Consider the following 24,299-nt stretch of genomic DNA (forward strand, 5'->3'; position numbering starts at 1 on the left):
CCCCCCCCCCCCCCCCCCCCCCCCCCCCCCCCGCTACCCGTCGGTCACCGCGGGCGGGGTAGGGCAGGTGGGCGCGGGGTGGGCGTGGGCGGGCTGGCCAGGGGCGGGACGAGCGGGCGAGGGCGCGGGCGTGCTGACCAGGGGCAGGCGGGGCCGGGACGGGCGTTCCTCGGTCAGCCCTCGCGCGGCGCGAACCGGGGCGCGGGCAGCGGAGGCGCGGTCTTGGCGGGGGTCTCGGCCAGCAGCGCGAGCGCCTCGGTGACCCCGCGAGCCAGTTGCGGGTCCTCGCCGGCGCTCCAGGCGTTCGGCGGCAGCGGCACCTCGATGTCGGGGTCCACGCCGTAGTTCTCGATCTCCCAGTCCTGGCCCTCGAACCAGCTCGCGTACTTCGGCTGGGTCACGCCGGTGCCGTCGACCAGGTCGTAGCGGCCGTCGATGCCGATCACGCCGCCCCAGGTTCGGGTGCCGATCACGGGCCCGATCCGCATCGCCTGCGCGACGGCGTTGACGATGTCGCCGTCGGACCCCGCCTCCTGGTTCGTCACCAGCACCACCGCGCCCCGCGGCGCGAACTGCGGGTACGTGCCGGGGGACTCGTGGCGCGGGTAGTCCCAGGACAGCACCCGACGGGCGAGCCGGTCCGTGACCAGCTGGCTGGTGTGGCCGCCGCTGTTGTAGCGGACGTCGACGACGAGTCCCTCCTTGGTGGTGGCCTCGCGCAGGTCGCGGTGCATCTGCGCCCAGCCGGACGAGACCATGTCCGGGATGTGGAGGTAGCCGAGGCGGCCGTCGGACAGCTCCGCGACGAGGGCGCGGCGGGACGCGACCCAGTCCTGGTAGCGCAGCTCGGAGTCGTCGCCGAGGGGCGTGACGGCCACGCGCCGCTCGACGCCGTCCCGCAGGAGCACCAGCTCGGTGGCCTTCCCCGCGGTGCCGATCAGCAGCGGGGCGACGCCCTCCGCGCCCACCGCCCGGCCGCCGATCCGCACGATCGCATCACCCTCGCGCGCGCCGACGCCGGGGGCGAGCAGCGGCGAGCGGGCCTCGGGATCCGAGGAGTCGCCGGGCAGGATCCGGGCGATGGTCCAGCCCTCGTCGCGGCGCACGAGGTCCGCCCCGAGATAGGCGGGGAGCATCGGCGGGGACGCCTGGTGGACCCGGCCCTGCACGTAGGCGTGCGAGGTGCCGAGCTCGCCGACGACCTCCCACATCAGGTCCTGGAAGTCGTCGTCGGTGACGACCCGCTCGATCACGGGGTCGTACCACGAGGTCATGGCGTGCCAGTCCTGGCCGTCCATGTCCGCGCGCCAGTACTGCTGGGCCATGATCCGGTAGTTGTCCCACAGCATGCCGCGGCGCTCGAGCACCGGGTCGACCGTGAGCTGCAGCCGCGAGAGGTCGATGACCACGCGCTCGGGGGAGTCCTCCTCCGCCTTGCGGGTCGCGGGGATCTGCACCCGGTTCTCGCCCTGCAGCACGACGAGGGTCTCCCCGTCACCGGAGGCGGCGAGATCGCTGACCCCCTCGGCGAGCACGGTCAGCTTGCGGTCCGCGAGGGACCAGAACTCGAGGGTCGGCGCCGGGTCCTCGCCCTCCACACCGGCCCGCGAGGAGCCGAGCACGCCCTGCTGCGGGTGACGCAGCCAGACGAAACCGCCCTTCACGGCGGTGAGGTGCGAGTACGAGCCCGAGAGCACCGGGAAGGGCACGATCCGCGCCTCGATCGCCTCGAGGTCGACGACGGTCGCGGGCGGTGCATCGGCGTCCTCGGTGCCCGCGGGGCTGGTCGCCGTCGCGGGGCGCTGCGAGGGGTCGGTCGTCCCGGCCGACGCGGCCCCCGTCGGCGTCGCGCCGGCCGCCGACGTGACCGCCGGCGCGGCGCCCGTGCCGTCCTTCGGGTCCTTGCCGTCCTTCTCGTCGGCGCTGCCGCCCCAGCCGTCCGGGTGCGGGCCGAAGGGGTCGGGGGTGGTCGACTCGAGCGGGATCAGGAAGGGGCGCTCGGCGTTGACGAAGCCGAGGTCGAAGACCATGTCGTCGTACACCGTCTCGAAGGTGCGCAGCGACAGCAGGGCCAGGTGCTTGCCGTCGGCGCTGAAGGCAGGCTCGGAGTCCTGGTACTTCCCGGAGGTGAGGGCCCGGCCGGTGGGCTCGTGGTCCGCGGTGTCCGAGATCATCAGGCGCCCCAGCAGCCACGAGTTCGGCTCGGCCCACACCAGCCAGCGGCTGTCCGGGGACCAGGTCAGATGCTGCACCTCGCCGCCCGTGGAGCGGCCCAGCTCGCGCACGTGCTCGAGGCGCGGGGCGGAGGGGACCGCTTCGGTCGAGCCGCCGTCGGCCGTGCCGGTCTTGCCGTGCCCCGTTCCTGCTGCGTTCGTCGTGTCTGCCGGGTCCTCGACCCCGCGCAGGGTCACCAGGCGCACCACGTTGTCGTGGGTGGAGATCGCGACCTTCGAACCGTCGGGGGAGGGGATCGCGTGCAGGATGCGGCCGATCTCGCCGAGGTCGAGGCGGATCGGCTCGCCGCCGCCGTCGAGGCGCCGGAGCGCGAGGACGTCCGAGCCCACCCCGCCGTTCTCCCGGTCGGCGAGGGCTTCGGAGTCGGAGACCATCAGCGCGAAGGGGCTGCGGCCCAGCGGCCGCACCTCCCGGTAGCGGAGTCCGCACGACCCGGCAAGCAGACGCGACGGGCCGCCGCGGTGGGTGAGCGCGTGCGCGCTGCCGCGCCATTCGACGACGCTCGAGCGGGCATCGTGCACGGGCCGCAGGGCCAGCAGGTTCCGGCTGGTCGGCGCGGGCCGCGGCCGACGGGCGGAGCCGACCGCGCTCGCGAGCACCTCCACCTCGCGCGGCTCCGCGTCGAGGGAGTCCATCGCGAAGAGCCGGCCGCGGGAGGTGAAGACGATCGTGGTGCCGTCGGTGGCGGGCTCCCGCAGGTAACCGTCGGCCGAGGTCAGCGCGGTGTGGCGACGCAGATCAGAGCCGTCCTGCGCGACCGACCAGAGGTTCGCGCTCGCCCGGTCGGTGCGCGCCGCGCCCGGCCCGGGGGTGTCGGAGGCGAAGATCAGGCGGTCGCCGTACCAGGCGATCCGCAGCTTCGAGGCGAGGAGCTCGTCGAGCAGCGGCTCCCAGGGGCGGGCGGCGTGCGCGGCGGGCTCGGCGTCGAGCGGCACCTCCTGGCGGGAGATCCACAGCTTCACGGCGGTGCCGCCCTGGTAGTGCTTCCAGGAGGCCTGGTCACGGCGCCACGGGGTCGCGACCACGGTCGTGCCGTCGGGGTGGATCGCGGCCTCGGCCGAGCGGCCGAGCGGCAGCAGCTCGGCGCGGCCCTCGAGGTCCACGGCCCACAGCTGCATGTCGCGGGCGAGCGGCGCCTCATGGCTGCTCGCGGCGAGGACGCGCCCGTCGGGCAGCCAGCCGGCGACCTTCGTGGACGGCTTGCCCCAGGTGGTCAGGCGGCGCGGCGCGGTCGACCCGTCGGCCGCGGTGACCCAGACCTCCGGGCCGCCCGAGGCGCGGGAGATGTAGGCGACGTGCGCGCCGTCCGGGGAGAAGCGCGGGTAGGCGACGGGCGCACCCTCGTCGGTGAGGCGCCAGGCGCGGCCGCCGGCGAGCGGGACGGTCCAGACGTCGTTCGCGGCGGTGAAGACGATGGCGTCCCCGTGGACGTCGGGGTGACGGAGATAGGCGGCGTGCGCAGGAGTCTCGGGCATGGAGACCACTCTAGGGTGATCGCCGGCACAGGAGCGCGCTGCGCGAGCCGATCCGGGCCCGCTCCCGCACTCAGGCGGTGGCGTCGGTGATCGCGGCGTCGGCCTGGTGCAGGGTGCGGGCGACGTCGAGGCGGGTCAGCACGCGGTCGCCGGTGCCGAGCGTCGTGCCCGCGGGCAGCATCCCGGCCGCGACCAGCCACGCGAGATCGAGGAGATCGGGGGCCTCGGCCGCGTCCCCGCTCGCGGCGAGCTCGGCGACGGGGGACCAGGTCACGCCCACGGCCGCGAGCGACGGACGCAGCAGCGCGGTGAGCATCGACGCCTCGCAGCCGAGGGTCGCGTCGCCGTCCGGGTGCACCTGCAGCGCGGCATCGCCCCACAGCGCCCCGCGGCCGTGCAGCCACAGCAGGGCCGCGGTCTGCTCGGCATCGTCCCCGAGATCGACGAACGGGGTGGGGGTGCTCGCGACGGGCACCTCCGGGGAACCCCCGAAGCGGTGCAGGGCCACGGCGAGCTGGCCGCGGGTGACGGTGCGGTCCGGCGCGTAGGCGTCGCCCTCGAGCGCGGTCTGGACGCCGGTCTCGTGCGCCCAGAGCATCGCCGCGAGGTCCTCCGCGTCATCGGCGACGTCGGCGAAGGGGCTGCTGGTCGGGGCCGCGCCCGTGCCGCCCTCGGCGGAGGAGGCGGTGAGCGCGGATCCCGACCGGTTCAGCAGGGTGCCGACGCCGACGGGCACGGCGACGACGGCCGCCGCGGCTCCGGCGAGCAGCAGGGTGCGGCGGCCCGGCCCGCGGCGCGCGGCGGGAGCGGCCGACGGGGGTGTCGCGGGGGCCGGGGCGGTCGCGGCCGGGACGGGCGGGAGCGCAGGGTCGAGGGCGTCGCCGCGGCGGGCGCGCGGGGCGGCAGGTCGTCTCACAGCCACCCCAGCTCCCGCAGCCGATCGACGATCGCCCAGCTCACCGCCAGGTTGCCCCAGCCGTTGAGGTGGATGCCGTCGGGCGCCCGCAGTTCCTCGGGGACCACGCCCGCCGCGAGCGCGTCCCGGGCGGAGGCCTGCTCCCCGAGCCGCAGACCCTGCAGGGGCGGGCAGGCGAGCCCCTCGACGGTGGTCAGCAGCGAGGCGAGGTCGAGGAAGTGGTCCCCGTAGCGCCGCTGCTGCTCGGTGTTGACCAGCGCGAGGGCGGTCCCGGTGGCGGAGCCCGTCGGATCCTGGCCCGTCGGCCACTGCCCGAGCACGAGCGTGTCGTGCGCCGGGTCCTCGGCCGCGTCCCACATGCGCTGGGTGTCGTGGAGGACCCCGGCGGTGTCCGTGATGTTGTTCTTCCCCATCCACAGGATCTGCCGCGAGCCCTGGGCGATGGCCGCGAGGGAGGACGCGAAGACCCCGCCCGCGACCGCGGCGACAGGATCGTCGGGGCGGAAGGACCAGGTGCCGGTGGATCCGTCGAGCGTGCCGACGACGTCGCCGCAGGTTCCCGGGATCTGCAGCGGGCCGGCCGGGTTCAGGGCGGGCTCGAGCGTGACGGGGACCGCGCCCGACGTCGCGTCGGCGGGACCGGTGACCTGCAGCGTCGGGGTGTCGAGTCCGCGCATCAGCAGGGTGTGCGCCGAGCGGGTGGCGCCGACGCCGAAGGCGTGCACGACGGCGGGCGCGGCGGCGAGGGAGAGATGGTCGTGGATGCGGATCTCGAGCGGGGTCGCCTCGGCGCCGCCCTGCGAGCTCATCGACGAGGAGCCCCACAGGGTGAGGGGGCGGGGCGTGGTGGTCGGCGAGAGCAGGGCGCGGGAGGCATCGGTGCCGGTCGACGCGGTGTGCACGGGGGCGGCGGGGGCCGGGAGGGGTGCCGCGGGGGCGAGGAGGGGAGCGGCAGGCGCGGCCAGGGCGGCGGTCTGCGGCGCGGGCATCGCGATCCTCCGGGGCGGTGCGGACGGGATGCCCCACCGGCACCCACGAGGCCCTACCTTACGGGAGCGGAGGGGCGGGGGTAAGGGCCGTCTGCCGACATCACTGCGGCCCTGCCGGGTGGTCGCGGAGGGGCCCGCGCGAGCTCTCCCGTCGGCCCCGCGCCGACGTCACCGCAGACCGTTCCGGACTCGTGCACCGGCGCTCTGGCTCATTGCCATGCGTAGTCGACGACCACAGGAGAGTGGTCCGAGAGCCGCTCGCCGGCCACCTCGCGATCGACGACCGCCCGCACCGCGCTGCGGGCGAGACGCGGCGTGGCCAGGTGGTAGTCGATCCGCCAGCCGCGATCCTCGGCGAAGGCCCGCCCCAGCCACGACCACCACGAGTAGGGGCCGTCCTCCTCGGGGTGCAGGGAGCGGACCACGTCCACGAGCGTGCGCGGGGAGAGCTGCTGTCCGAACCACGCCCGCTCCTCGGGCAGGAACCCGTCGGTCTGCTGGTTGCGACGCCACGCGGCGAGGTCCTGCGGAGTGTGCGCGATGTTCAGGTCGCCCATCAGCAGGTACTCCCGCCCGTCGGCCTGCGCCGCGCGGCGCGCGCGGGTGAGCTGCCGGGCGAAGCCGTCGAGGAACTGCATCTTCCGCGCGTAGCGCGCCCCGCCGTCGGGCGCCTCCCGCATCCGCTCGGGTCGCTGCAGATGCGCGGGCAGGCCGCCCTTGGGCAGGTAGAGCGAGGCGATGGTGAGCGGCACGTCGGCGAGATCGACCTCGAGGTAGCGGCCCTCGGCGACGAACCGCTCGAGGCCCCGGGCGAGCGGCACCCGGTCCGGCGCGGCGACGGGCACGAGGAGGCCGTCGGCGGCGCCGAGCAGCGCCGCCCCGCCCCAGGTGCGCACCGCCGCAGGCGGCCGGCGGGTGAGCACCGCGACCCCGTTCCGACCCGGGAGCGTACCGGTGTCCAGCGCGACGTGGAAGTCGCCGAATGCCCGCTCGGGCAGCGCGGCGGCCTGCGCGCGGACCTCCTGCAGCGCGATAAGGTCGGCCCCGCGGGAGGCGAGCCAATCGCCCAGGCCCCGACGATGCGCGGCGCGGATCCCGTTGACGTTGGCGGTCGCGATGCGGAGCATTCCTGCAGGCTACGCGGTAAGGCCGACGTGCGGGTGTCGGGCTGCGGCGGGCCCAGCGAGGGGGCCGGCCCCAGGGCAGGGTGGCCCGGCACGACGTAGGGTCGCCGGCGGCGAGCCCTGCCTCAGCTCGCGACCGAATCGCCGACGACGGGGCCCTCGGTGTTGGGCTTCCAGCCGAGCGCCGGAGCGACGTGCTCCGCGAAGCTCTGCAGGATGTGCAGGTTCAGCTCGACCCCGGCCTGGCTGGGGATCGTGAGCATGAGGGTGTCGGCGGACTGCACGGCGGCGTCGGCCGTGAGCTGCTCGATCAGCTGATCGGGCTCGCCGGTGTAGGTGCGGCCGAAGGTGGAGCGGGTCCCGTCGATGATGCCGATCTGGTCCGCGTCCTGGCCGGAGCGGATGCCGAACAGCCGACGGTCCTGCTCGGTCACGATCGGGAAGACGCTGCGGGAGACCGAGACCCGCGGGGTGTGGCTGTGGCCTGCGGCGGCGAAGGCGGTGCGGAAGGCGTCGATCTGCTCGGCCTGCAGGTCGCCGAAGGAGGCGCCGGTGGCCTCGGTGAGCAGGGTCGAGCTCATCATGTTCAGGCCCAGCTCGCCGGTCCACTCGGCGGTCGCCCGGGATCCGGCGCCCCACCAGATGTGACGGATCAGGTCCGGGGACTGCGGCTCGATCGCGAGCGGGGCGTGCGGGGCGGCGTCGGACATGTAGGGCTGGGCGGCGGCGCGGGTCATCGGCGCGCCCTGGATGGCCTGGAGGAAGACGTCGAACTTGGAGCGGGCGATGTCGGCGCCGCGCGGGTCGGTGGAGCCGGTGTAGCCGAAGGACTCCCAGCCGCGATCGGCCGCCTCGGGGGCGCCGCGGGAGATGCCGAGCGCCACGCGGCCGTCGGCGATCAGGTCGAGGGCCGCGGCTTCCTCGGCGAGGTAGAGGGGGTTCTCGTACCGCATGTCGATCACGCCCGTGCCCACCTCGATCCGCTGGGTGCGGGCGGCGACCGCCGAGAGCAACGGCATGGGGGAGGCCGACTGCCGCGCGTAGTGGTGCACGCGGAAGGACGCGTTGTTGACGCCCAGCTCATCGGCCCCGACGGCGATGTCGATCGCGTCGTGGAGCATCTGACGGGCGGTGATCCCACCCTGGGCGGGGCTGCCGCCGTAGTGACCGAAGCTGAGGAATCCGAAAGCACGCATGGGGCCACCCTAGCTGATGGTTGAAAATAAAATCAAAAGGGTGGGTGGGTGCGGGTCCGGGCCGTCGCGGCTGTCGGGGCGGGGAGGGTTTCGCGGGTCCTGTTCAGCCCTCCTGTCGCGGTCCCTCCACCACCAGCGCCCACATCACGCCGAAGCGATCCACGACCTGGCCGTAGTGGTCGCCCCAGGGGGCGAACTCGAAAGGCATCGCCACGCTGCCGTCCGCGGCGACGATCCGCTCGATCAGCGCCCGGGCGTCCGCGACCTCGTCCAGGCCGATCAAGAAGGAGTAGACCTCGGAGCTGAGCGGCGGCAGCTCCTCTCCGGGCGGGGCGATGCCGTCGCCGCCCGCGAGCGTGACGAGCCCGCCATGCAGCTGGGCGTGCGCGACCGAGCCCGGAGGCGGGGTGAAGGGGAAGCCCGAGAGGTCCGGGAGCTGCTCGTAGAGCATGATCTCGAGCTCCCCGCCGAACAGCTCGTGGTAGTGCTCGAAGGCGGCCTGCGCGGTGCCGGGGAAGCTGATGTACGGGCTGAACTGCGGTGCTGCCATGGTGATTCCTCTGTCTGCGGTGACTGGTGGAGAGGCTGGCGCCCAGTCTTCCACGCCGGGCCGCGCCGCGTCCCGCGCCGGTCCGGACCGGTCTGCCCCCGCTCCGGCCTGCCCGCCCTGCCCTGTTCCTCCGGCGGCCTGTCCACGAAAGGGATGCCAGCGGCACGAGACGTGCATATAACAGGCCTCGTGCCGCTCACGTCCCCTTGGTGGACAGCTCAGCAGCCGCCGGTCCCGCACCTCTCCTCCCCAGCACCCCGTCATCCACAGCCGTCCCCGTCTCCTCCCGTCGCGGCAGCCGTCGATCCAGGCTGGGGCAATGGTCAGCGCTCATCGCCCCGAGGTCCATGTCCGCACCCGACGCCAGCTCGAGGAGGGCGGTCACGGCCGGCGGTCGATCGAGGCTCTGCTGGAGAGCGGTGCGGTGGTGCGGCTTGGCGGCGGGTTCTACGGGACCCCGGGGACTCCACCGAAGGTCCGAGCCGCGCTGCTCCGAGGGAACCGCTTGACCTGTGTGGATGCCCTCGAGCTCTACGGCTTCCGGGTGCCGCGGGTGGGGTGCGTCCATGAGGCCCGCCGCCGTGTCGGTCCTGGGACGGGCCGCACGGCTCCGGAGATCGGCGAGGGGGTGGTCCTGCATGCGCCGATTTTGCGCACCTGGCCGGACGAACACCCGGTGCTCCCGCTCCTGACCGCTCTCGAGCACGCCGTCCACTGCCTCGAGCCGAGACTCGCCGCCGTGGTCCTCGAATCCGGGCTGAACCGAGGCCTGATCAGTGGGGATGACGCGATTGCGGTGTGCCGGTCGCTGTCGCGAAAGCGTCGACGGGAGATCTTTCCGCTGAGCAGGGTCGCGGAGTCCGGCACGGAGACGATCGTGCGTCGCGCCCTCACGCGACGCGGGTTCGTGGTGAGACCCCAGGTTGCGATCCCGGAGGTGGGGCGGGTCGATCTGCTGGTGGGGGAGCGGCTCGTCATCGAGTGCGACAGCGTCGCTCATCACGCGGAGCAGGCCAAGTACACGAACGACAGGCGGAGGGATCGAGCCGCTCGGCGCCTCGGCTACACGGTCGTCCGGCTGACCTATGAGGACGTCATGCTCGCCTGGGACGCGACACTCGCGGACCTGCTGGTCATGCTCCGTCGAGGCGACCACCGGATACCGCGGTCCCGGCGCACGACCGGGACCGACGGGCGGAGTCTGCTCAGCGGTCCGGGTCGGCCGTGTCCATGAAAGGGACGTGAGCGGCACGGGACGTGCATATAGCAGGCCTCGTGCCGCTCACGTCCCTTCGGTGGACAAGCCCCTGTGGGCCGGGCCAGCCCGGGCGGGAACCGGATCGGAATCAGATCAGGCCGGACCGGACCGGGCCAGGCCGGACGTAACCGAACCGAACCGAACCGGAACCGGGCCGGGGAACTCAGTCCTCGTCGGCCTCCGTGGAGGCGGTGGGCCGGGAGCCGAGCTCGGCGTCGAGGCGGAGGAGGCCGGAGCCGTCCTCGCCGATCAGCTTGAGGCGCCCGATGATCTCGGAGGCGGTGGCCTCCTCCTCGATCTGCTCGTCGACGAACCCGTTCAACAGCGGGCGGGGGTCGTAATCGCCCTCCTTGTCGGCGCTGCGGTACAGCTCGCGGATCGCCTCGGAGACCTTCTGCTCGTGCGCGAGGGCGGCCTCGAAGATCTCCAGCACGGACAGTTCAAGCGTCACGCCGGGTGCCGCGATGGTGCCGATCGCGGCGTGGTTCCCGCGGTCCGAGACGTGCTGGATGAACTTGTTGGCGTGGACGATCTCCTCGTCGGCGTCAGGGGGACGACGGTAGTCCGTCGACGGGTGGCTGTCATCCTTGCTGAGCCTTTCCTGACCTGCGACGACACGCATCGGGCAGGCTTCCCCGGCCCGGAGCGGGCCCGTGCCGCGGGCGACCGCGGAGGCGGCGGAAAGTCCCCGTCGGCGACCCGCGCCTCCGGTCGGCTCGCGACCCGGTCCGGATCAGGCCCGGAGGTGTGCGGGAGCGGAGCCCAGGGTGCGGCCGGGCAGGAACGTCCCCTCGACCAGGCTGTGCCGCGCCGGCGTCGGGGCCTCGGCCGGGGGGCCCTCGCGGTCCTCCTGCGCCAGCACGAGCAGCTCCTCCATCCGCTCGACGGCGCGGGCGACGACCTCTTCCATCGGCAGGCGCAGGGTCGCGAGGCCCACGAGGTCCAGGCCGTCGCCGAGGCCGTCGAAGCCGAGGGTGCTGACGTCCTCGGGGATGCGCACGCCGCGCTCGGCGGCGGCCCGCAGCAGGTCCAGGGCGACGTAGTCGACGGGGCAGGCGATGCAGCTCGCTCCCTGCTCCCGGGCGGTGTGGAGGGCGCGCACCACACCCTGTTCCACCGGCAGCAGGTCGACCGGGATCGTGGCGATGCCGAGTTCCCCGCACCGTTCGACGAGGCTGCGGATCCGCAGGTCGAAGACGCGCGAGTAGAGCAGCGGTGCGGAGAGCGCGATGATCCGCCGATGTCCGCGGGCGGCGACCTCCTCGGCCATCCTGCGGCCGTGGGCGCGCTCGTCGTAGCTCACGGACTCGATCTGCGGATGGTCATTGGGCCGGCCGAGGATCATCATCGGCACCGTCGTCACGGTCTCCACGAGGTCCTCGGCGGCGGTCACCCCGGTGCCGACGAAGACTCCGGCGACGCGCTGTCCGAGCAGGCGCCGCAGCCCCGTCACCTCGGCGGTGCCGTAGTCGTGGCGGGAGGCGGTGACGGAGATGAGGGTGCGCCCGACGCGCTCGACCGCCTGGTTCGTCTCGGCGAGCAAGTGCCCGTAGGCGGGGTTGGTGGCGTCGCGGACCAGCAGTCCGAGCTGCCGCCCGTGACGCTGCGCGAGGCCGCTCGCGACGAGGTTGTGCACATAGCCGAGGCGGGTGGCGGCCTCGTGCACCGCGACGAGGGTGTCGGCGGAGACACGCTCGCCGTCGTTCTGGAAGACCCGGGAGACGGTGGAACGGGAGACGCCGGCGGCGCGCGCCACGTCGAGCATCGTCGGCGGGCGGGTCATGGGCGGCCTCTCGGGTCGGGGTGGGCGCGGCGGCGGTGACGGCAACGTCGACGGGGCCGACGGGCGGTGCGCGGGGCCGGGCACGACGGTGAGCCCGGTGAGGCAGGGTAACCCGGCCGGGGCGTGCCGACCGGGGGAGCGGGGTGACGTCCGGGTGAAGCCTCGGTGCGGGGGTCGTCCCCGACCTCCGCTGGGCGCGCCGCGGGGGCGAACTCTCGGCGGCAGCGGGATGAACATCGGCCGACGCCGAGGTGGAGCGCGGCGCCGAATCGGGAGCGATGCGGCGCGACCGCGAGGTGTGGGAGCGCTCCCACCTGCAGGGACAGCCCGCGTTCACTCCCCCGTCATCCCGAACGTCGTTGCTGGCCAGGACGGTGGGAGCGCTCCTACGGTGACCGAGCGCATCACCGCTGAGGAGATGCGCGCACCTGCTTCGGTCGCTCCTCGCGGCCACGTCCCGCGGACCGCTCCGAGCGGCCGCCCGATCCACCCGGGAGAGCCATGTCGATGGACGTCGGATCCCGCGCCGCCGCGGAGGGGCGCACACCCGCCGCGCGCGGCACCAGCCCTGCAGCGGACAGAGCAGTTGCCGCTGGGAGCCCTGTCGTGGACTCGGACGCGCCGGGATCGGTGTCGGCCGGGGGACGGACCGGGCCGCAGGACGCACCGGAGCCGACCGACGATCACCGTCGAGAGGCCCTCACCGCCCGAGCCGCCGCCCGCCGCCGTTCCCCGCAGCGTCGCCGCCGCACCCGCCGCTCGGCGCTGCTCTTCCTCGCCCTCATCGCCCCGAACCTGCTGGCGATCCTCGTCTTCTCCTACTACCCGGCGCTCTACAACATCGGACTGAGCTTCATGGACTGGGATTTCGTGGACCCGAACCCGGAATTCGTGGGCCTCGAGAACTACGCCGACCTCGCCACGGACGGCGAGTTCGCGCAGATCCTGCTGAACACGCTGCTGTTCACGACGCTGAGCGTGCTCGGCTCGATCGCCGGCGGCCTGGCGCTGGGCAGTCTGCTGGCCACCAAGGTGCCGCTCACCGGCTTCGCGCAGACCATGGCCTTCGCTCCGCACATGCTCCCGGGGGCCGCCGTCGGCATCCTCTGGCTGTTCATGTTCGATCCCAACTACGGCCTGTCCCGCTGGCTGTTCTCGCAGGTGGGCCTCGCCTCGCCGGACTGGACCACCACCTCGGACTGGTCCCTGTGGGCGATCACGATCGCGTACACCTGGCAGCGCCTCGGCTTCGTCACGGTCATCTGCTACACCGCGATCCTCGACCTGCCCCGGGACGTGTACGAGGCGGCGGCGCTCGACGGCGCCGCCGGCTGGTCGCTGTTCCGCCACATGACGCTGCCGCTGCTGCGCCCGATCACCTTCTTCCTCTCCGTCACCGGGATCATCTCGGCGGCGCAGAGCTTCGACTTCATCTCGATCATGACCAGCGGCGGCCCGGGGATCTCCTCCACGACGCTGAGCTGGATGGTCTACGAGGAAGCCTTCAAGAACTTCGACATCGGCCGGGCGAGCGCCGCCGCGACGGTGCTGCTGGTGATCCTGCTCGCGATCACCTGGGTCCAGGTCCGCTACAGCCAGAAGCAGGGAGATGCCGCATGAGCGCCGACCTCCTCGGTCCCGGGGCGGCCCTCGCCGCCGACGCCACCGGCCGTGCCACCGATGCCGTCAGCCGCGCCGACCGCTCCGGCACCAGCCGCGACCGCCGCCGCGCACGCGGCCCCCGTCGGCCGCTCTGGCAGACGGCCCTGCTGATGGCGGGCGTGCTCGCCACCATCGCCGTGTTCCTGGTGCCGCTGTACTGGCTGTTCTCCTCGGCGTTCAAGCCCCGCCCGGACATCTACTCCTGGCCGCTGCGCTGGATCCCCTCCCGCCTCACGCTCGACAACGTGGTGGAGGCGTGGACCTCGGCGCCCTTCGACCGCTTCTTCCTCAACTCGATCATCACCACGGGGGTCGGCACCGCGCTCGAGGTGACCCTCGCGATCCTGTGCGCCTACGCCTTCGTGTTCGTCGACTTCCGGTTCAAAAAGGTGCTGTTCGGCCTGATCATCGCCTCGCTCATGCTGCCCGGGCACGTGACCCTCATCGTCAACTACATCACCGTGGCGAACCTGGGCTGGCTGAACTCCTACCAGGGCCTCATCCTGCCCGGCATCGCGAGCGCCTTCGCCATGTTCCTGCTGTACCAGTCGATGCGCGGGATCGACCGCGACATCCTCCAAGCAGCGGAGATCGACGGGGCCGGCCACCTTCGCCGCATGCTCACGATCGTCGTCCCGCTCTCCGCCCCGATGATCCTCACCTGCACGCTCATCGTGATGGTCGGCAAATGGAACGAGTACGTGTGGCCGCTGATCGTCACCAGCACCGCGGACATGCGCACGCTGCCCATCGGCCTGCTGTTCCTGCGCACCCAGGAGGGCTACTCCAACTGGGGCTCGATCATGGCCGGCGCGCTGTTCGTGTCCCTGCCGATGCTCCTCCTGTTCTTCCTCGCCCAGAAGCGCATCATCGGCGGCCTCGCCGCCGGCGCCCTCAAGTGACCTCTCACCCCACCCCATCCCAGGAGACCACCATGTCCTCGTTCAGCCACCTCAGCCCCCTGTCCCGCCGCCGGATGCTCGCCGCCCTCGCCCTGGGCGCCGCCGGCACCGGCCTCGCCGCCTGCGGTGCCCCCAACGGCGGCGGCGACGCCTCCGACGGACCCGTCCGCGACGGCTTCGCCCAGGCCGACCTCAAGATCCCCGCCGGCTACGAGGACCGCACCGCGGTGCTGTTCTGGGCGCCGTGGACCGGCGGCGCCTTCGAGGCGCTCTCCGGCATGATCACCGAGTTCAACGAGTCGCAGGAAGACGTGGTCGTCGTCGCCGAGTCCGTCGGCGGCTACGCGGAGCTGAACCAGAAGTTCACCGCCGCCCTGCAGGCCCGCGCCGTCCCGGACATCGTCTGCTTCCCCGAGATGCAGTGGCTCCAGTTCTACTTCTCCGGCGCCCTCGCGCCGCTCGACGACTACTTCGACGACGAGTGGAGCCTCGACGTCTACCTGCAGAACTACGTCGCGGAGGGCAAGGCCGACGGGAAGACCTACGTCGTGCCCTTCGCCCGCTCCACGCCGCTGTTCTACTTCAACAAGACCCGCTACCTCGAGGCGGGCCTGCCTGAGGAGGGCCCCTCCACCTGGGAGGACCTCGCGGCCTTCGGCCCCGAGCTCGCGAAGATCCAGGTCGACGGCCGTCCGCTCGCCGCCCTCGCCTTCACCGCCGACGACGCGTGGCACGGCCAGGCCGACATCTGGGGCTTCGGCGGTGCGAACGCGAACCAGGACTTCGCCGTCACCATCGCCGACGACCCGGGCCTGGAGTGGCTCGAGTGGCAGCGGAAGTTCATCCACGAGGACAAGTTCGGCTACCTCGCGCAGGCCGCCGGCACCGACTTCACCTCGGGGATCTCCGCGGGCGTGCGTGGCTCGACCGCGAGCCTCACCGGCACGACCGCCGCGACCGAAGGGGTCTTCGAGGTGGGCACCGCGTTCATGCTCGCCAAGGAGGGCCAGGAGAAGGCCGTGCCCACAGGCGGCTCGGGCCTGTCGGTGGTGCGCGGCGACTCGAAGGACCGCCAGGACGCCGCCGCCCAGTTCTTCCGCTTCCTCGCCCTGCCGGAGCAGTCCGCCGCCTGGCACGCCGCGACGGGCTACGTTCCGATCGTCCAGGCCGCGGCGGAGACGTCGACCGTGAAGGACCTCGTCGCGCAGAACCCCAACTACGGCGTCGCCCTCGCACAGCTCGAGAACGCCCGCACCGCCGACTACACCAACTGGTTCCAGGCGGCCGTCACCGAGATCTCCTCCGCCCAGACCAAGGTCTACGGCGACGGCACCTCCGCGGAGGACGCGCTTGGCGCCGCCGCCACGAAGCTCCAGGACATCCTCGACGAGAACCGCGAGGACATCCAGGCGATCGCCTTCGAGGGATGGAAGTGACCGTCCCCGAGCCCGGCCTGCGCGGCGAGCCCCGGACCGCGATGCCTGCACGGCCCGCCCTGGTGGGCCACCGCGGCGCGGCGGCCCTGGACCCGGAGAACACGGTGCGCTCCTTCCGGCGCGGCGTGGCGGAGGGCGTGGCGCTGCTCGAGTGCGACGTCCACCTCAGCGCCGACGGCCACGACGTGGTCCTCCACGACGCGACCCTCGATCGCACCGCGCAGCCGGACTCCCCGCTCCGCACCGGCGCCGTCGCCGAGCTCACCCGCGCCCAGATCGACCGGGTGCTCGTGGGGGAGGGGGAGGGCGTACCCGACCTCGCCGCGGTGCTCGACGCGGCCCGACGGGAGGACGGCACCGTCGTGCCGCTGTTGGTCGAGGTCAAGGCCCCGGCCGCGGCCGGACTCGTGGTCCGCATCCTCCGCGAACGCTTCGGCGCCGCGGCCTTCGCGGACCCGGGGACCGCCCCGGCCTGGATCATCTCCTTCCACGCCGAGGCACTCCGGACCGCGCGCGAGCTGGCCCCGGAGATCCCCCGCCTGCTCACCACCACCGCCACCTCCCCGGAGTTCCTCGCGGCGGCGGAGGACCTCGCGGTGGCCCAGATCGGGGTGCGGATTGCCGACGCCCGCGCCGCGGACGTCGCCTGGTGCCTCGAGCACGGGGTGCTGCTGAACCTGTGGACGGCCCGCTCGGAAGTCGAGCTCGAGCGCGCCCTCGAGCTGGGCTGCGACACCCTCACCGTCGACGACCCGGTGTGGGCCCGCGCTATCGTCGGCCCCGATCCCCTCGCACCCCAGGAGGCACCGTGACCGTCCCCGCCGCCCCGGCACCGCTCGTCGTCGGCCATCGCGGAGCGCCCGCCCACGCCCCCGAGAACACCCTCGCCGCCTTCCGACGCGCCCTCGCCGACGGCGCCGAGCTGCTCGAGTGCGACGTGCACCTGAGTGCCGACGGGCACGTCGTGGTGATGCACGACGAGACGATCGACCGCACCGCCGCCGCGGACTCCCCGCGCCGCACCGGGGCGATCGGCGAGCTCACCCGCGCCGAGCTCGACGAGGTCCTGCTCGAGGCCGGGGAGAAGGTTCCGAGCCTCGAGGAGCTGCTCGCGCTCACCACGGTGCCGGTGTTCATCGAGGTCAAGGCCGTTGCGGCGGCGTCGGCCGTGGCCGCTCTGCTGCGCGCGCTGCCCGCGGGCTCGCCCGCGGCCGCCTCGACCGTGATCTCCTTCCACCCCGAGGCACTCGCCGAGATCCGCCGCACCGCCGGGGTGCCGGTGAGCTACCTGGTGGGCGTCGTCGACGAGGCGGCGGTCGCGACCGCCCGGGAGATCGGCGCGTCCGGCCTCGGCCCCGCGATCGACGGCCTCTCCCTCGCGGCCGCCCGCGCGGTGCACGAGGCGGGGCTGCGGCTGAACCCGTGGACGATCGACACGCCCGAGCAGCTGGCCGTCGCACTGGCCTGCGGGGCCGACACGATCACCACCGACGACCCGGCCCGGGTCCGCGGGGTGCTCGCCGGCTGACGGGCCGGGTCCGGTCGACGGGGGCGGTGAGCCGGGCCGACGCGGCCGATCTCACCGAGTGCTGCATCTGGACCGTGTCGGGGCCTGTCCATCCGGGCCGATCTCACCGAGTGCTGCATCTGGACCGCTTCGGGCCGCGTTTGGCGGTCCACATGAAGCACTCGGCGTGGACGCGGCGCCGACGGGGCGCCGGCCCAGCTGCAGGTCAAGGCCCCTTGACCTGCGGAGTCAAGGAATCTTGACTGAATCTGTCAACATCGCTTGACAGGGATGTCAAGGACTCCTTACCTTCGTAAGCGTGAACACCACCGCTTCCGCCCCGGTCTCCGGCACCGCTACCAGCGCCGATACCGCTCCTGTCACCGTCAACGCCACCGTCACCGCCGACACCGCTTCCGGCGCGGCCCCCGCCGTCCCGATGCTCCGCGTCGCCGGCGTCCTCGCCCTCCGCCCCGCCCTGATCCTCGCCCTCGGCGCCGCGCTGCTGGCGCTGAACCTCTCCCTCGTCTACTCCAACGCCCTCGTGGTGATCGTGGACGTGCTCGCCCTCGCCGCCGTCGGCCTTGCGCTGCGCGCCGAGGGATCCCGTCTCCGCGACCTGTTCGGTCCGTGGCGCTGGATGGACCTCCTCTGGGGCGCGCTGATGCTGGTCATCGTCGTGATCGGCTTCCTCGCCTCGAACTTCGCGGCGAACCTGATCGTCTACGGCGGCGCCCCGCCCGCCGCGACCGGCGCCGCCCCGTCGATCCCGCTGTGGGTGGGCCTCGTCGGCGTCCTCGTCGCCCCGCTGACCATCGCCCTGGCCGAGGAGGCCGTGTACCGCGGCTACGCCCAGCCCCGACTGCAGCGCACCCTCGGCCGGATCGGCTCCCTCGTGGTCGTCGCGATCGTCTTCGGCCTCCAGCACCTCGGATTCGCCCTCACCTCCGGCCCCGACGTCGCCGCCAAGGTCCTCACGACCCTCTTCGCCGGCCTGATCCTCGGCGGGCTGTGGCTCTGGCTGAAGCGCCTCATGCCGCTCGTGCTCGCCCACTGGGGTCTCGACCTGCTGTTCCTCGGCCTGCCCACCCTCGCGCTCGCTCTCCTCTGAGACGGGCCGCGGGCCGACGAACCCCGTCGGCCGCCCGTCCGCCCGTCGGCCGCCCGTCCGCCCGTCGGCCGCCCGTCCGCCCGTCGGCCGCCCGCCTCGCAAACCCGACCCCACCACCCCGAAGGACTCCGCCGCCATGGCCGCCACCATCCGCCGTTCCGCCAACCGTTCGTTCGTCGCCCGCTTCCTGGCCGGCGTCGCGCTCTACATCGTCGGCATCGCGCTCAGCCCGTTCGGCGTGAGGATCGGCCTGCCGCTCTGGCTGCCCGCCCTCGTGCTCTCCGTCCCCGGCATCGCGCTGGTGGCGATCGCGAACGTCGCGATGTATCGCAGCGGCGACGAGCTCGAGCGGCGCAAGATCGCCGAGGCCGTCCTGTTCGCGTTCGTCATCGCGACGCCGCTGATCCTGATCGTCGGCGCGCTGCAGTTCTTCGGTCTGCCGGAGATCAACTGGATCTTCGCCTTCTCGATCCTCATGCTCGGCTGGATGGTCGGCACCGTCCTCTGCGCCGTCCGCTACCGCTGAGGAGCCCGTCATGCGCAACGACATCAGGGCCCGCCGCGCCGAGCGCCGCTGGTCGCAGGCCGAGCTGGGCAGGGAGCTCGGCGTCTCCCGCCAGACGATCATCGCCATCGAGAACGACAAGTACGACCCTTCCCTCCCACTCGCCTTCGCCATCGCGCGGCTCTTCGAGGTGCGCATCGAGGACGTCTTCGACCCGCAGGACGCGGCGCCCGAGGGGTGACGGGCGCCCCAGGTGGGGAGCGACCGCCCCCCGAACACCCGATGCCCCCGCCGCCGTCGGCGCGTACTCTGGCCCCGCTCCGCCCTCCGAACCCCGAGGGCCCCGCGACTTCGGGCCCCCCAGGCCCCTGAAAGGACTGCGATGCTCGACTCGACGCTCCAGGGCACCTACGACCAGGTCCTCCGCCGCAACGCCGGCGAGCCGGAGTTCCACCAGGCAGTCCGGGAGGTGTTCGAGTCTCTCGAGCTCATCCAGGACCGTCACCCCGAGTACCAGGAGCACGGCATCCTGATGCGGATGTGCGAGCCCGAGCGGCAGATCATCTTCCGCGTCCCGTGGGTCGACGACCAGGGCGTCACCCAGGTCAATCGCGGCTTCCGCGTCGAGTACAACTCGGCCCTCGGCCCGTACAAGGGCGGCCTGCGCTTCCACCCGAGCGTGAACCTCGGCATCGTGAAGTTCCTCGGCTTCGAGCAGATCTTCAAGAACTCGCTCACCGGCCTGCCCATCGGCGGAGGCAAGGGCGGCTCCGACTTCGACCCGCACGGCCGCAGCGACGGCGAGGTCATGCGCTTCTGCCAGTCCTTCATGACCGAGCTGCATCGCCACATGGGCGAGTACACCGACGTCCCCGCCGGTGACATCGGCGTGGGCGCCCGTGAGATCGGCTTCCTCTTCGGCCAGTACAAGCGCCTCACCAACCGCTACGAGGCGGGCGTCCTCACCGGCAAGGGCCTGGACTGGGGCGGCTCGCTCGTGCGCAAGGAGGCCACGGGCTACGGCGCGGCGATCTTCGCCGACGAGATGCTGAAGGCCCGCGGCTCCTCCTTCGAGGGCAAGCGCGTCGCGGTCTCCGGCTCCGGCAACGTGGCCCTCTACGCGATCGAGAAGGCGCAGCAGCTCGGCGGCGTGCCGATCACGGCGTCGGACTCCTCCGGCTACGTGGTCGACGAGAACGGCATCGACCTGCAGCTCCTCCAGCAGATCAAGGAGGTCGAGCGCGGCCGCATCCACGAGTACGCGGACCGTCGCGGCAACGGTGCGCGCTTCGTGAAGGGCGGCAGCGTGTGGGACGTCCCGGCGGCGATCGCCCTCCCCAGCGCCACCCAGAACGAGCTCTCCGAGGCCGATGCGCGGACCCTGGTGAAGAACGGCGTCGAGGCGGTCTCGGAGGGTGCGAACATGCCCTGCACCCCGGAGGCCGTGACCGTGTTCCGCGAGGCCGGCACCGCCTTCGGCCCCGGCAAGGCCGCGAACGCGGGCGGCGTGGCGACCTCTGCGCTCGAGATGCAGCAGAACGCGAGCCGCGATGCGTGGAGCTTCGAGCACACCGAGGAGCGCCTCACGCAGATCATGAAGAACATCCACACCACCTGCCTCGAGACCGCCGAGGAGCTCGGCCGCCCGGGCGACTACGTGGTGGGTGCGAACGTGGCCGGCTTCCGCAAGGTGGCCGACGCGATGATCGCCTTCGGCGTCATCTGAGCCGACGCCGCGCCGAGGTCGCTCTCCATCGAGTGCTGCATCTGGACCGCTATGACACTGTCGTAGCGGCCCGGATGCAGCACTCGGTGTGTTGAGGGGCGCGTAGTGGCGCGTCGAGCCGCGCTCCGGGGCGGTCGGCCGCCCGGCCCCATGAGTGACCCAGCCCACAGCCTCCTAAATGGGAAACATTCTCATCAGCTGGTAGCTTCCTGGCATGCACCTGATGAGAAACATTATCACCAAGCGGCGAACAGTCGCCCTCCTCGGCGCGGGCGTGCTCGCCCTCTCCGCCTGCGCGGGCGCCGGGACGAACACGGGTTCCGGCGCGTCCGACGCCGGCTCCGGCTCCGGCACCGCCGCTGAATCCGGCTCCACCTCGGACCGCACCGAGGTCGGCGCCCTGAGCCCGCGCATCGTCCTCGCCTATGACGGCGGCGTCCTCACCCTCGACTCGACCGACGGGACGGTCCTGAACGAGACCCCGCTCGAGGGCTACGTGCGCCTGAACCCCACCGGCGACGGCCGCCACGTCGCCGTCAGCGCCTCCGACGCCGTGACCATGTACGACACCGGTCTCCTGGTCCAGCCCCACGGCGATCACAACCACTACTACACGCAGTCGCCCGCCCTCACCGAGATGGCCGTCGACGCCCCGCACCCCGGCCACGTCGTCCCCCACGGCGACCGCACCGCGATCTTCGCCGACGGCACCGGCGCGATCACCCTGATCGATCCCGCCTCCCTCGCCGACGGCGAGCTCGGCATCCTCGAGGAGCTCTCGACCGACGCCCCGCACCACGGCGTCGCGGTCCCCCTCACGGGCGGCGGACTGCTCACCACCCAGGGCACCGAGGACGCCCGCAGCACCGTGCAGGTCCTCGACGCCGACGGGAACGTCACCGCGCAGACCGACGACTGCCCGGGGGTCCACGGCGAGGCCGCCGCCCAGCCCACCGACTCCGGGGACGTCATCTCCCTGGGCTGCGAGAACGGCTCCGTGATCTATCGCGACGGAGAGTTCCACAAGGTCGCCGTCGACACCGACTACCAGCGCTCCGGCAATCAGAAGGGCCACGAGGACTCCCCGATCGTCCTCGCCGACAACAAGGTCGAGGCCGAGCCCGCGGGCGGCACCGAGCACCCCACCTCGATCGCGCTCATCGACACCCGCGACGCGACCCAGCAGATCGTCGACCTGGGCTCGTCCTACTGGTTCCGCAGCCTCGACCGCGGCCCGGACGGCGAAGCGCTCGTGCTCACCTACGACGGCGAGCTGAACATCCTCGACCCCGAGACCGGCGAGATGCTCCACGAGGTGCCCGTGGTCGAGCCGTGGGAGGAGCCCGCGGAGTGGCAGGAGGCCGGCCCGATGCTCGCCGTCGCCGACGGCACCGCCTTCGTGGTCGACCCCGCCACGCAGACGCTCAGCATGGTCGACGTCGCGAGCGGCGAGGTCTACCGGACTCTCGATCTGCCCGTCGTGCCCCACGAGATCCAGGTGACCACCGGCACCGCCTCGGGCGAGTACGAGGTGGGCGGCTCGTCCGAGGGCGAGTCCGACGAGGACCACGAGGGCCACGACCACGCCGAGGACGAGGGCCACGACCACGGTGCCTCCGACGCCGGCGGCGACGAGGACCACGAGGGCCACGGGCACTGACCTCGGGTCACCGGTCCTGAGGCGGCGCGCCCCGGAGTTCTGCGTGCTGTGCTTCCATCCGTGGAAGCACAGCGCGCAAACGTCTGAGGGATGGGCGGGGCGGAGCCCGGGGCGGGGCAGGGCCGGCGCTCGGGTCGGTGCCGTCGGGACCCCGGGTTCAGAGCCCCAGGGCGTTGGCCCGGGCGATGATCGCCTCGGCGGTGCCGACGGTCTGGTCCGCATAGGCCTCGCCGAAGAGGTGCACGTGGGCGAGTAGGGCGAAGAAGAGGTGCGCGGGGAGGTCCTGCTCCCAGTCGCCCGGCAGCGGATGCACGGCGGTGTAGCCCGCGAAGATCTCCTCGAGGAAGGGCGCGCCGAAGAGCGACAGCAGGGCGAGGTCCTCGAGACGGTGGCCACCGTGCGCGGCGGGGTCGATGAGGGTCGCGCCGTCCGCCGTCCACAGCACGTTCCCCGACCACAGGTCGCCGTGCACGCGTGCGGGCTGCTCGGCGCCCTGGCCGCTGATCCCGTCGAAGGCGCCGTCGGCTATCACGTCGATCGCCTCGTCGACGGTGTCGTGCCCGTCGGCGCCGAGCACGCGCCCCACTTTGTCGGCGAGCGGGCGCAGCCGACCCTCGGCCCAGAAGTCGGGGAAGTCGTCCTCGACTTCGGTCGAGACGGGGAAGGGCTTCTCGAGCGGCCCGAAGAACGCCGGCTCTGCCGGGACCCAGCCGAAGCCGGGCGCTCCCGCATCGTGCAGCCGGGCGAGTCCCCGGCCCAGCGCCCGGGCGGCGTCGGCCGTGGGCTCGACGGACTCGAGCCGCACCAGCCGCAGCTCGTCCTTCCCCTCCTCGAGCACTTCGACGACGGGCACGGCGCCCGGCTCGGCCAGCCAGCGCAGCCCTGCGGCCTCGGCGGCGGCGTATCCGGCGGGGGCGCTCGGTGATCTCTTGACGAAGTCGTCCATGGGGCCACCGTGGCATCGGGGAGAGGGGGAGGGCCAGCCGTGCAGGCCGCGGTGGGGGCAGCGCGGTCGACGGGCGACGACGGCTCAACCGTCCGCGATGCCCAGCTCCGCCGCGAGCGTGGCCCGCAGGATCGGCAGCACCCGGCGGTGCGAGGCGCGGGTGGTCGCGCGGGAGGCGACGTGCACCAGCATCGCCGTGCGCTCGTAGGCGGTCCAGGCGCGCATCCGCTCGCGCAGCGCGCCGACGTCGGCCGCGGATCCCGGCACCTCGCCGTGCTCGGCGCGGGCGCGCACATAGGCGCCGACGAAGGCGTCCACCGCCTCCTCCTCGAGCGGGACGTACCAGGGCCCTCCGTGCACGGCGCCGCCGATGATCGCCAGGTCGCGGGCGGGATCGTCGCCCTGCGCCCACTCGAGGTCGATGCAGCGCACGCGCCATCCGCCGGTCTCGTCCTCGGCCGGCTCCCACAGGACGTTCGTCGCGCACAGGTCGCCGTGCGCGAGGACGAAGCCGTCGAGCCCCGCGATCTGCGGCTCGATCGCAGCGACCCGCTCGTGCGCCGCGTCGAGGAACCGGTCAAGGCCGTTCATGGCGATGACCTGGCCGTGCAGCGCCCGCCATGCGGCGATCTCCTCCTCCACCTCGGTCAGCAGCGAGGGCGGACCCGACGGCACGGCGACCCACGGGTCCGCGCCCAGGGTGACGGGTCCGCGGCCCGGGGCGGGCACCGAGTGCAGCCGGGCGAGGAGCTCAGCATGGGCGGCGAGATGGGCCGCGGTCCACGCCTCGGGGGCTGCGGCGGTGCCGGGCACGTCCGTGGTGACGACGTAGGGGTGCCCGATGGGGCTGGTCGCGGGATCGTCGTGGAAGGCGATCGGGTCCGGCCCCACCTCAGGCGGGATCAGGGTCAGCGCGGCGATCTCATGCGCGAGATCCTGGTGCAGCTCGACGGGCGCCACATGGGGGATCCGCACGATGACCGGGGCGTTCTCCTGCGGCGAGACCCGCCAGGCCGCGAAGCGCTCGCCGACCCCCGCGAGCGCCACCCGCGCGGGGCCCGAGAGCGTCGGCGGCAGCACCGACTTGTGCAGCCCGGGCAGGCGCACGGGGGAGGAGTCGTCCCGCAGCGGCATCACCAGCGTGCCGGTGCGCCAGGCCTCCACCAGCCGCTCGCCCATTGCCGGGGAGGCGGGGTCCAGCAGCGCGGAGTGGTGGTGGTCGGGGGACGCGGCGGACATGGCGGCTCCTCGGGCGCGGGAGGGTCGAGTCTACGCCGACGGGTGCTCGCGGGCAGGGGGCTCGCCGACCGTCGACCTG

21 protein-coding genes are annotated in these 24,299 nt (G+C 73.1%); 11 read left to right on the forward strand and 10 right to left on the reverse strand.

All coding sequences use genetic code 11. The features are described 5' to 3' along the window. Nucleotides 1-173: 173 nt before the first annotated feature. The 6 genes from ACZCAH_RS08580 to ACZCAH_RS08605 form a co-directional block, all read right to left on the reverse strand. Nucleotides 174-3,710, reverse strand: coding sequence for a S41 family peptidase (locus tag ACZCAH_RS08580; RefSeq protein WP_464340662.1), 3,537 nt, complete (start codon nucleotides 3,708-3,710; stop codon nucleotides 174-176). Between the two features lie 70 nt (nucleotides 3,711-3,780). Beyond that, nucleotides 3,781-4,626: a hypothetical protein gene (locus ACZCAH_RS08585; protein ID WP_464340663.1), complete on the reverse strand. Its 846-nt coding sequence runs from the start codon at nucleotides 4,624-4,626 to the stop codon at nucleotides 3,781-3,783. Then, nucleotides 4,623-5,615, reverse strand: a complete 993-nt coding sequence (locus ACZCAH_RS08590) for a hypothetical protein (RefSeq protein ID WP_464340664.1) — start codon at nucleotides 5,613-5,615, stop codon at nucleotides 4,623-4,625. The genes ACZCAH_RS08585 and ACZCAH_RS08590 overlap by 4 nt, the downstream gene beginning before the upstream one ends. A gap of 209 nt (nucleotides 5,616-5,824) precedes the next feature. Continuing rightward, complete coding sequence (locus tag ACZCAH_RS08595) at nucleotides 5,825-6,742, reverse strand: exodeoxyribonuclease III (protein WP_464340665.1); 918 nt, start codon at nucleotides 6,740-6,742, stop codon at nucleotides 5,825-5,827. 122 nt (nucleotides 6,743-6,864) lie between these two features. After that, entirely contained in the window at nucleotides 6,865-7,935 is a 1,071-nt protein-coding gene (locus tag ACZCAH_RS08600; protein WP_464340666.1) for an LLM class flavin-dependent oxidoreductase, read from the reverse strand. A 103-nt stretch (nucleotides 7,936-8,038) separates the two neighbouring features. Then, nucleotides 8,039-8,485: a VOC family protein gene (locus tag ACZCAH_RS08605; protein ID WP_464340667.1), complete on the reverse strand. Its 447-nt coding sequence runs from the start codon at nucleotides 8,483-8,485 to the stop codon at nucleotides 8,039-8,041. Between the two features lie 319 nt (nucleotides 8,486-8,804). Between ACZCAH_RS08605 and ACZCAH_RS08610 the strand changes: the two genes are divergently transcribed. Next, the gene (locus ACZCAH_RS08610) at nucleotides 8,805-9,719 is read left to right on the forward strand and encodes an endonuclease domain-containing protein (protein WP_464340668.1); all 915 of its coding nucleotides are present in this window, start codon (nucleotides 8,805-8,807) and stop codon (nucleotides 9,717-9,719) included. Between the two features lie 187 nt (nucleotides 9,720-9,906). Here the strand turns inward: ACZCAH_RS08610 and ACZCAH_RS08615 are convergent, their stop codons facing one another. Both ACZCAH_RS08615 and ACZCAH_RS08620 read right to left on the reverse strand, forming a co-directional pair. Then, the gene (locus ACZCAH_RS08615; protein ID WP_464340669.1) at nucleotides 9,907-10,365 is read right to left on the reverse strand and encodes a ferritin; all 459 of its coding nucleotides are present in this window, start codon (nucleotides 10,363-10,365) and stop codon (nucleotides 9,907-9,909) included. Nucleotides 10,366-10,476: 111 nt separating this feature from the next. Continuing rightward, on the reverse strand, nucleotides 10,477-11,526 hold the full coding sequence (locus tag ACZCAH_RS08620; protein WP_464340670.1) for a LacI family DNA-binding transcriptional regulator: 1,050 nt from the start codon (nucleotides 11,524-11,526) through the stop codon (nucleotides 10,477-10,479). Nucleotides 11,527-12,132: 606 nt separating this feature from the next. Here ACZCAH_RS08620 and ACZCAH_RS08625 point away from each other — a divergent pair. The 10 genes from ACZCAH_RS08625 to ACZCAH_RS08670 all read left to right on the forward strand — a co-directional run bounded on the left by ACZCAH_RS08625 (nucleotide 12,133) and on the right by ACZCAH_RS08670 (nucleotide 22,035). Then, the gene (locus ACZCAH_RS08625; RefSeq protein ID WP_464340671.1) at nucleotides 12,133-13,146 is read left to right on the forward strand and encodes a carbohydrate ABC transporter permease; all 1,014 of its coding nucleotides are present in this window, start codon (nucleotides 12,133-12,135) and stop codon (nucleotides 13,144-13,146) included. After that, nucleotides 13,143-14,090 carry a carbohydrate ABC transporter permease gene (locus ACZCAH_RS08630; protein WP_464340672.1) on the forward strand — a complete coding sequence of 316 codons (948 nt, stop codon included), beginning with the start codon at nucleotides 13,143-13,145 and terminating at the stop codon, nucleotides 14,088-14,090. Before ACZCAH_RS08625 ends, ACZCAH_RS08630 begins: the two co-directional genes overlap by 4 nt. Nucleotides 14,091-14,122: 32 nt before the next feature. After that, nucleotides 14,123-15,526: an ABC transporter substrate-binding protein gene (locus tag ACZCAH_RS08635; protein WP_464340673.1), complete on the forward strand. Its 1,404-nt coding sequence runs from the start codon at nucleotides 14,123-14,125 to the stop codon at nucleotides 15,524-15,526. Then, nucleotides 15,517-16,338: a glycerophosphodiester phosphodiesterase gene (locus ACZCAH_RS08640; protein ID WP_464340674.1), complete on the forward strand. Its 822-nt coding sequence runs from the start codon at nucleotides 15,517-15,519 to the stop codon at nucleotides 16,336-16,338. The genes ACZCAH_RS08635 and ACZCAH_RS08640 overlap by 10 nt, the downstream gene beginning before the upstream one ends. Then, nucleotides 16,335-17,054 (forward strand): glycerophosphodiester phosphodiesterase, encoded by a 720-nt coding sequence (locus ACZCAH_RS08645; protein WP_464340675.1) that lies wholly within the window; start codon nucleotides 16,335-16,337, stop codon nucleotides 17,052-17,054. Before ACZCAH_RS08640 ends, ACZCAH_RS08645 begins: the two co-directional genes overlap by 4 nt. Before the next feature lie 298 nt (nucleotides 17,055-17,352). Further along, the gene (locus ACZCAH_RS08650) at nucleotides 17,353-18,144 is read left to right on the forward strand and encodes a CPBP family intramembrane glutamic endopeptidase (protein WP_464340676.1); all 792 of its coding nucleotides are present in this window, start codon (nucleotides 17,353-17,355) and stop codon (nucleotides 18,142-18,144) included. Nucleotides 18,145-18,280: 136 nt separating this feature from the next. After that, complete coding sequence (locus tag ACZCAH_RS08655; RefSeq protein WP_464340677.1) at nucleotides 18,281-18,670, forward strand: hypothetical protein; 390 nt, start codon at nucleotides 18,281-18,283, stop codon at nucleotides 18,668-18,670. Nucleotides 18,671-18,680: 10 nt separating this feature from the next. Beyond that, nucleotides 18,681-18,890, forward strand: a complete 210-nt coding sequence (locus ACZCAH_RS08660) for a helix-turn-helix transcriptional regulator (protein WP_464340678.1) — start codon at nucleotides 18,681-18,683, stop codon at nucleotides 18,888-18,890. Between the two features lie 141 nt (nucleotides 18,891-19,031). Continuing rightward, a complete protein-coding gene (gene gdhA / locus ACZCAH_RS08665) occupies nucleotides 19,032-20,375 on the forward strand; it encodes an NADP-specific glutamate dehydrogenase (RefSeq protein ID WP_464340679.1) in 1,344 nt (447 codons plus the stop codon). Nucleotides 20,376-20,589: 214 nt separating this feature from the next. Next, nucleotides 20,590-22,035 carry a hypothetical protein gene (locus ACZCAH_RS08670; RefSeq protein ID WP_464340680.1) on the forward strand — a complete coding sequence of 482 codons (1,446 nt, stop codon included), beginning with the start codon at nucleotides 20,590-20,592 and terminating at the stop codon, nucleotides 22,033-22,035. A 157-nt stretch (nucleotides 22,036-22,192) separates the two neighbouring features. Here ACZCAH_RS08670 and ACZCAH_RS08675 read toward each other — a convergent pair whose 3' ends face one another. Both ACZCAH_RS08675 and ACZCAH_RS08680 read right to left on the reverse strand, forming a co-directional pair. Next, complete coding sequence (locus tag ACZCAH_RS08675) at nucleotides 22,193-22,981, reverse strand: fructosamine kinase family protein (protein WP_464340681.1); 789 nt, start codon at nucleotides 22,979-22,981, stop codon at nucleotides 22,193-22,195. Between the two features lie 84 nt (nucleotides 22,982-23,065). Next, entirely contained in the window at nucleotides 23,066-24,220 is a 1,155-nt protein-coding gene (locus ACZCAH_RS08680) for a phosphotransferase family protein (protein WP_464340682.1), read from the reverse strand. Between the last annotated feature and the right edge of the window lie 79 nt (nucleotides 24,221-24,299).

It is taken from the genome of Brachybacterium sp. B718/18 (assembly GCF_055454375.1).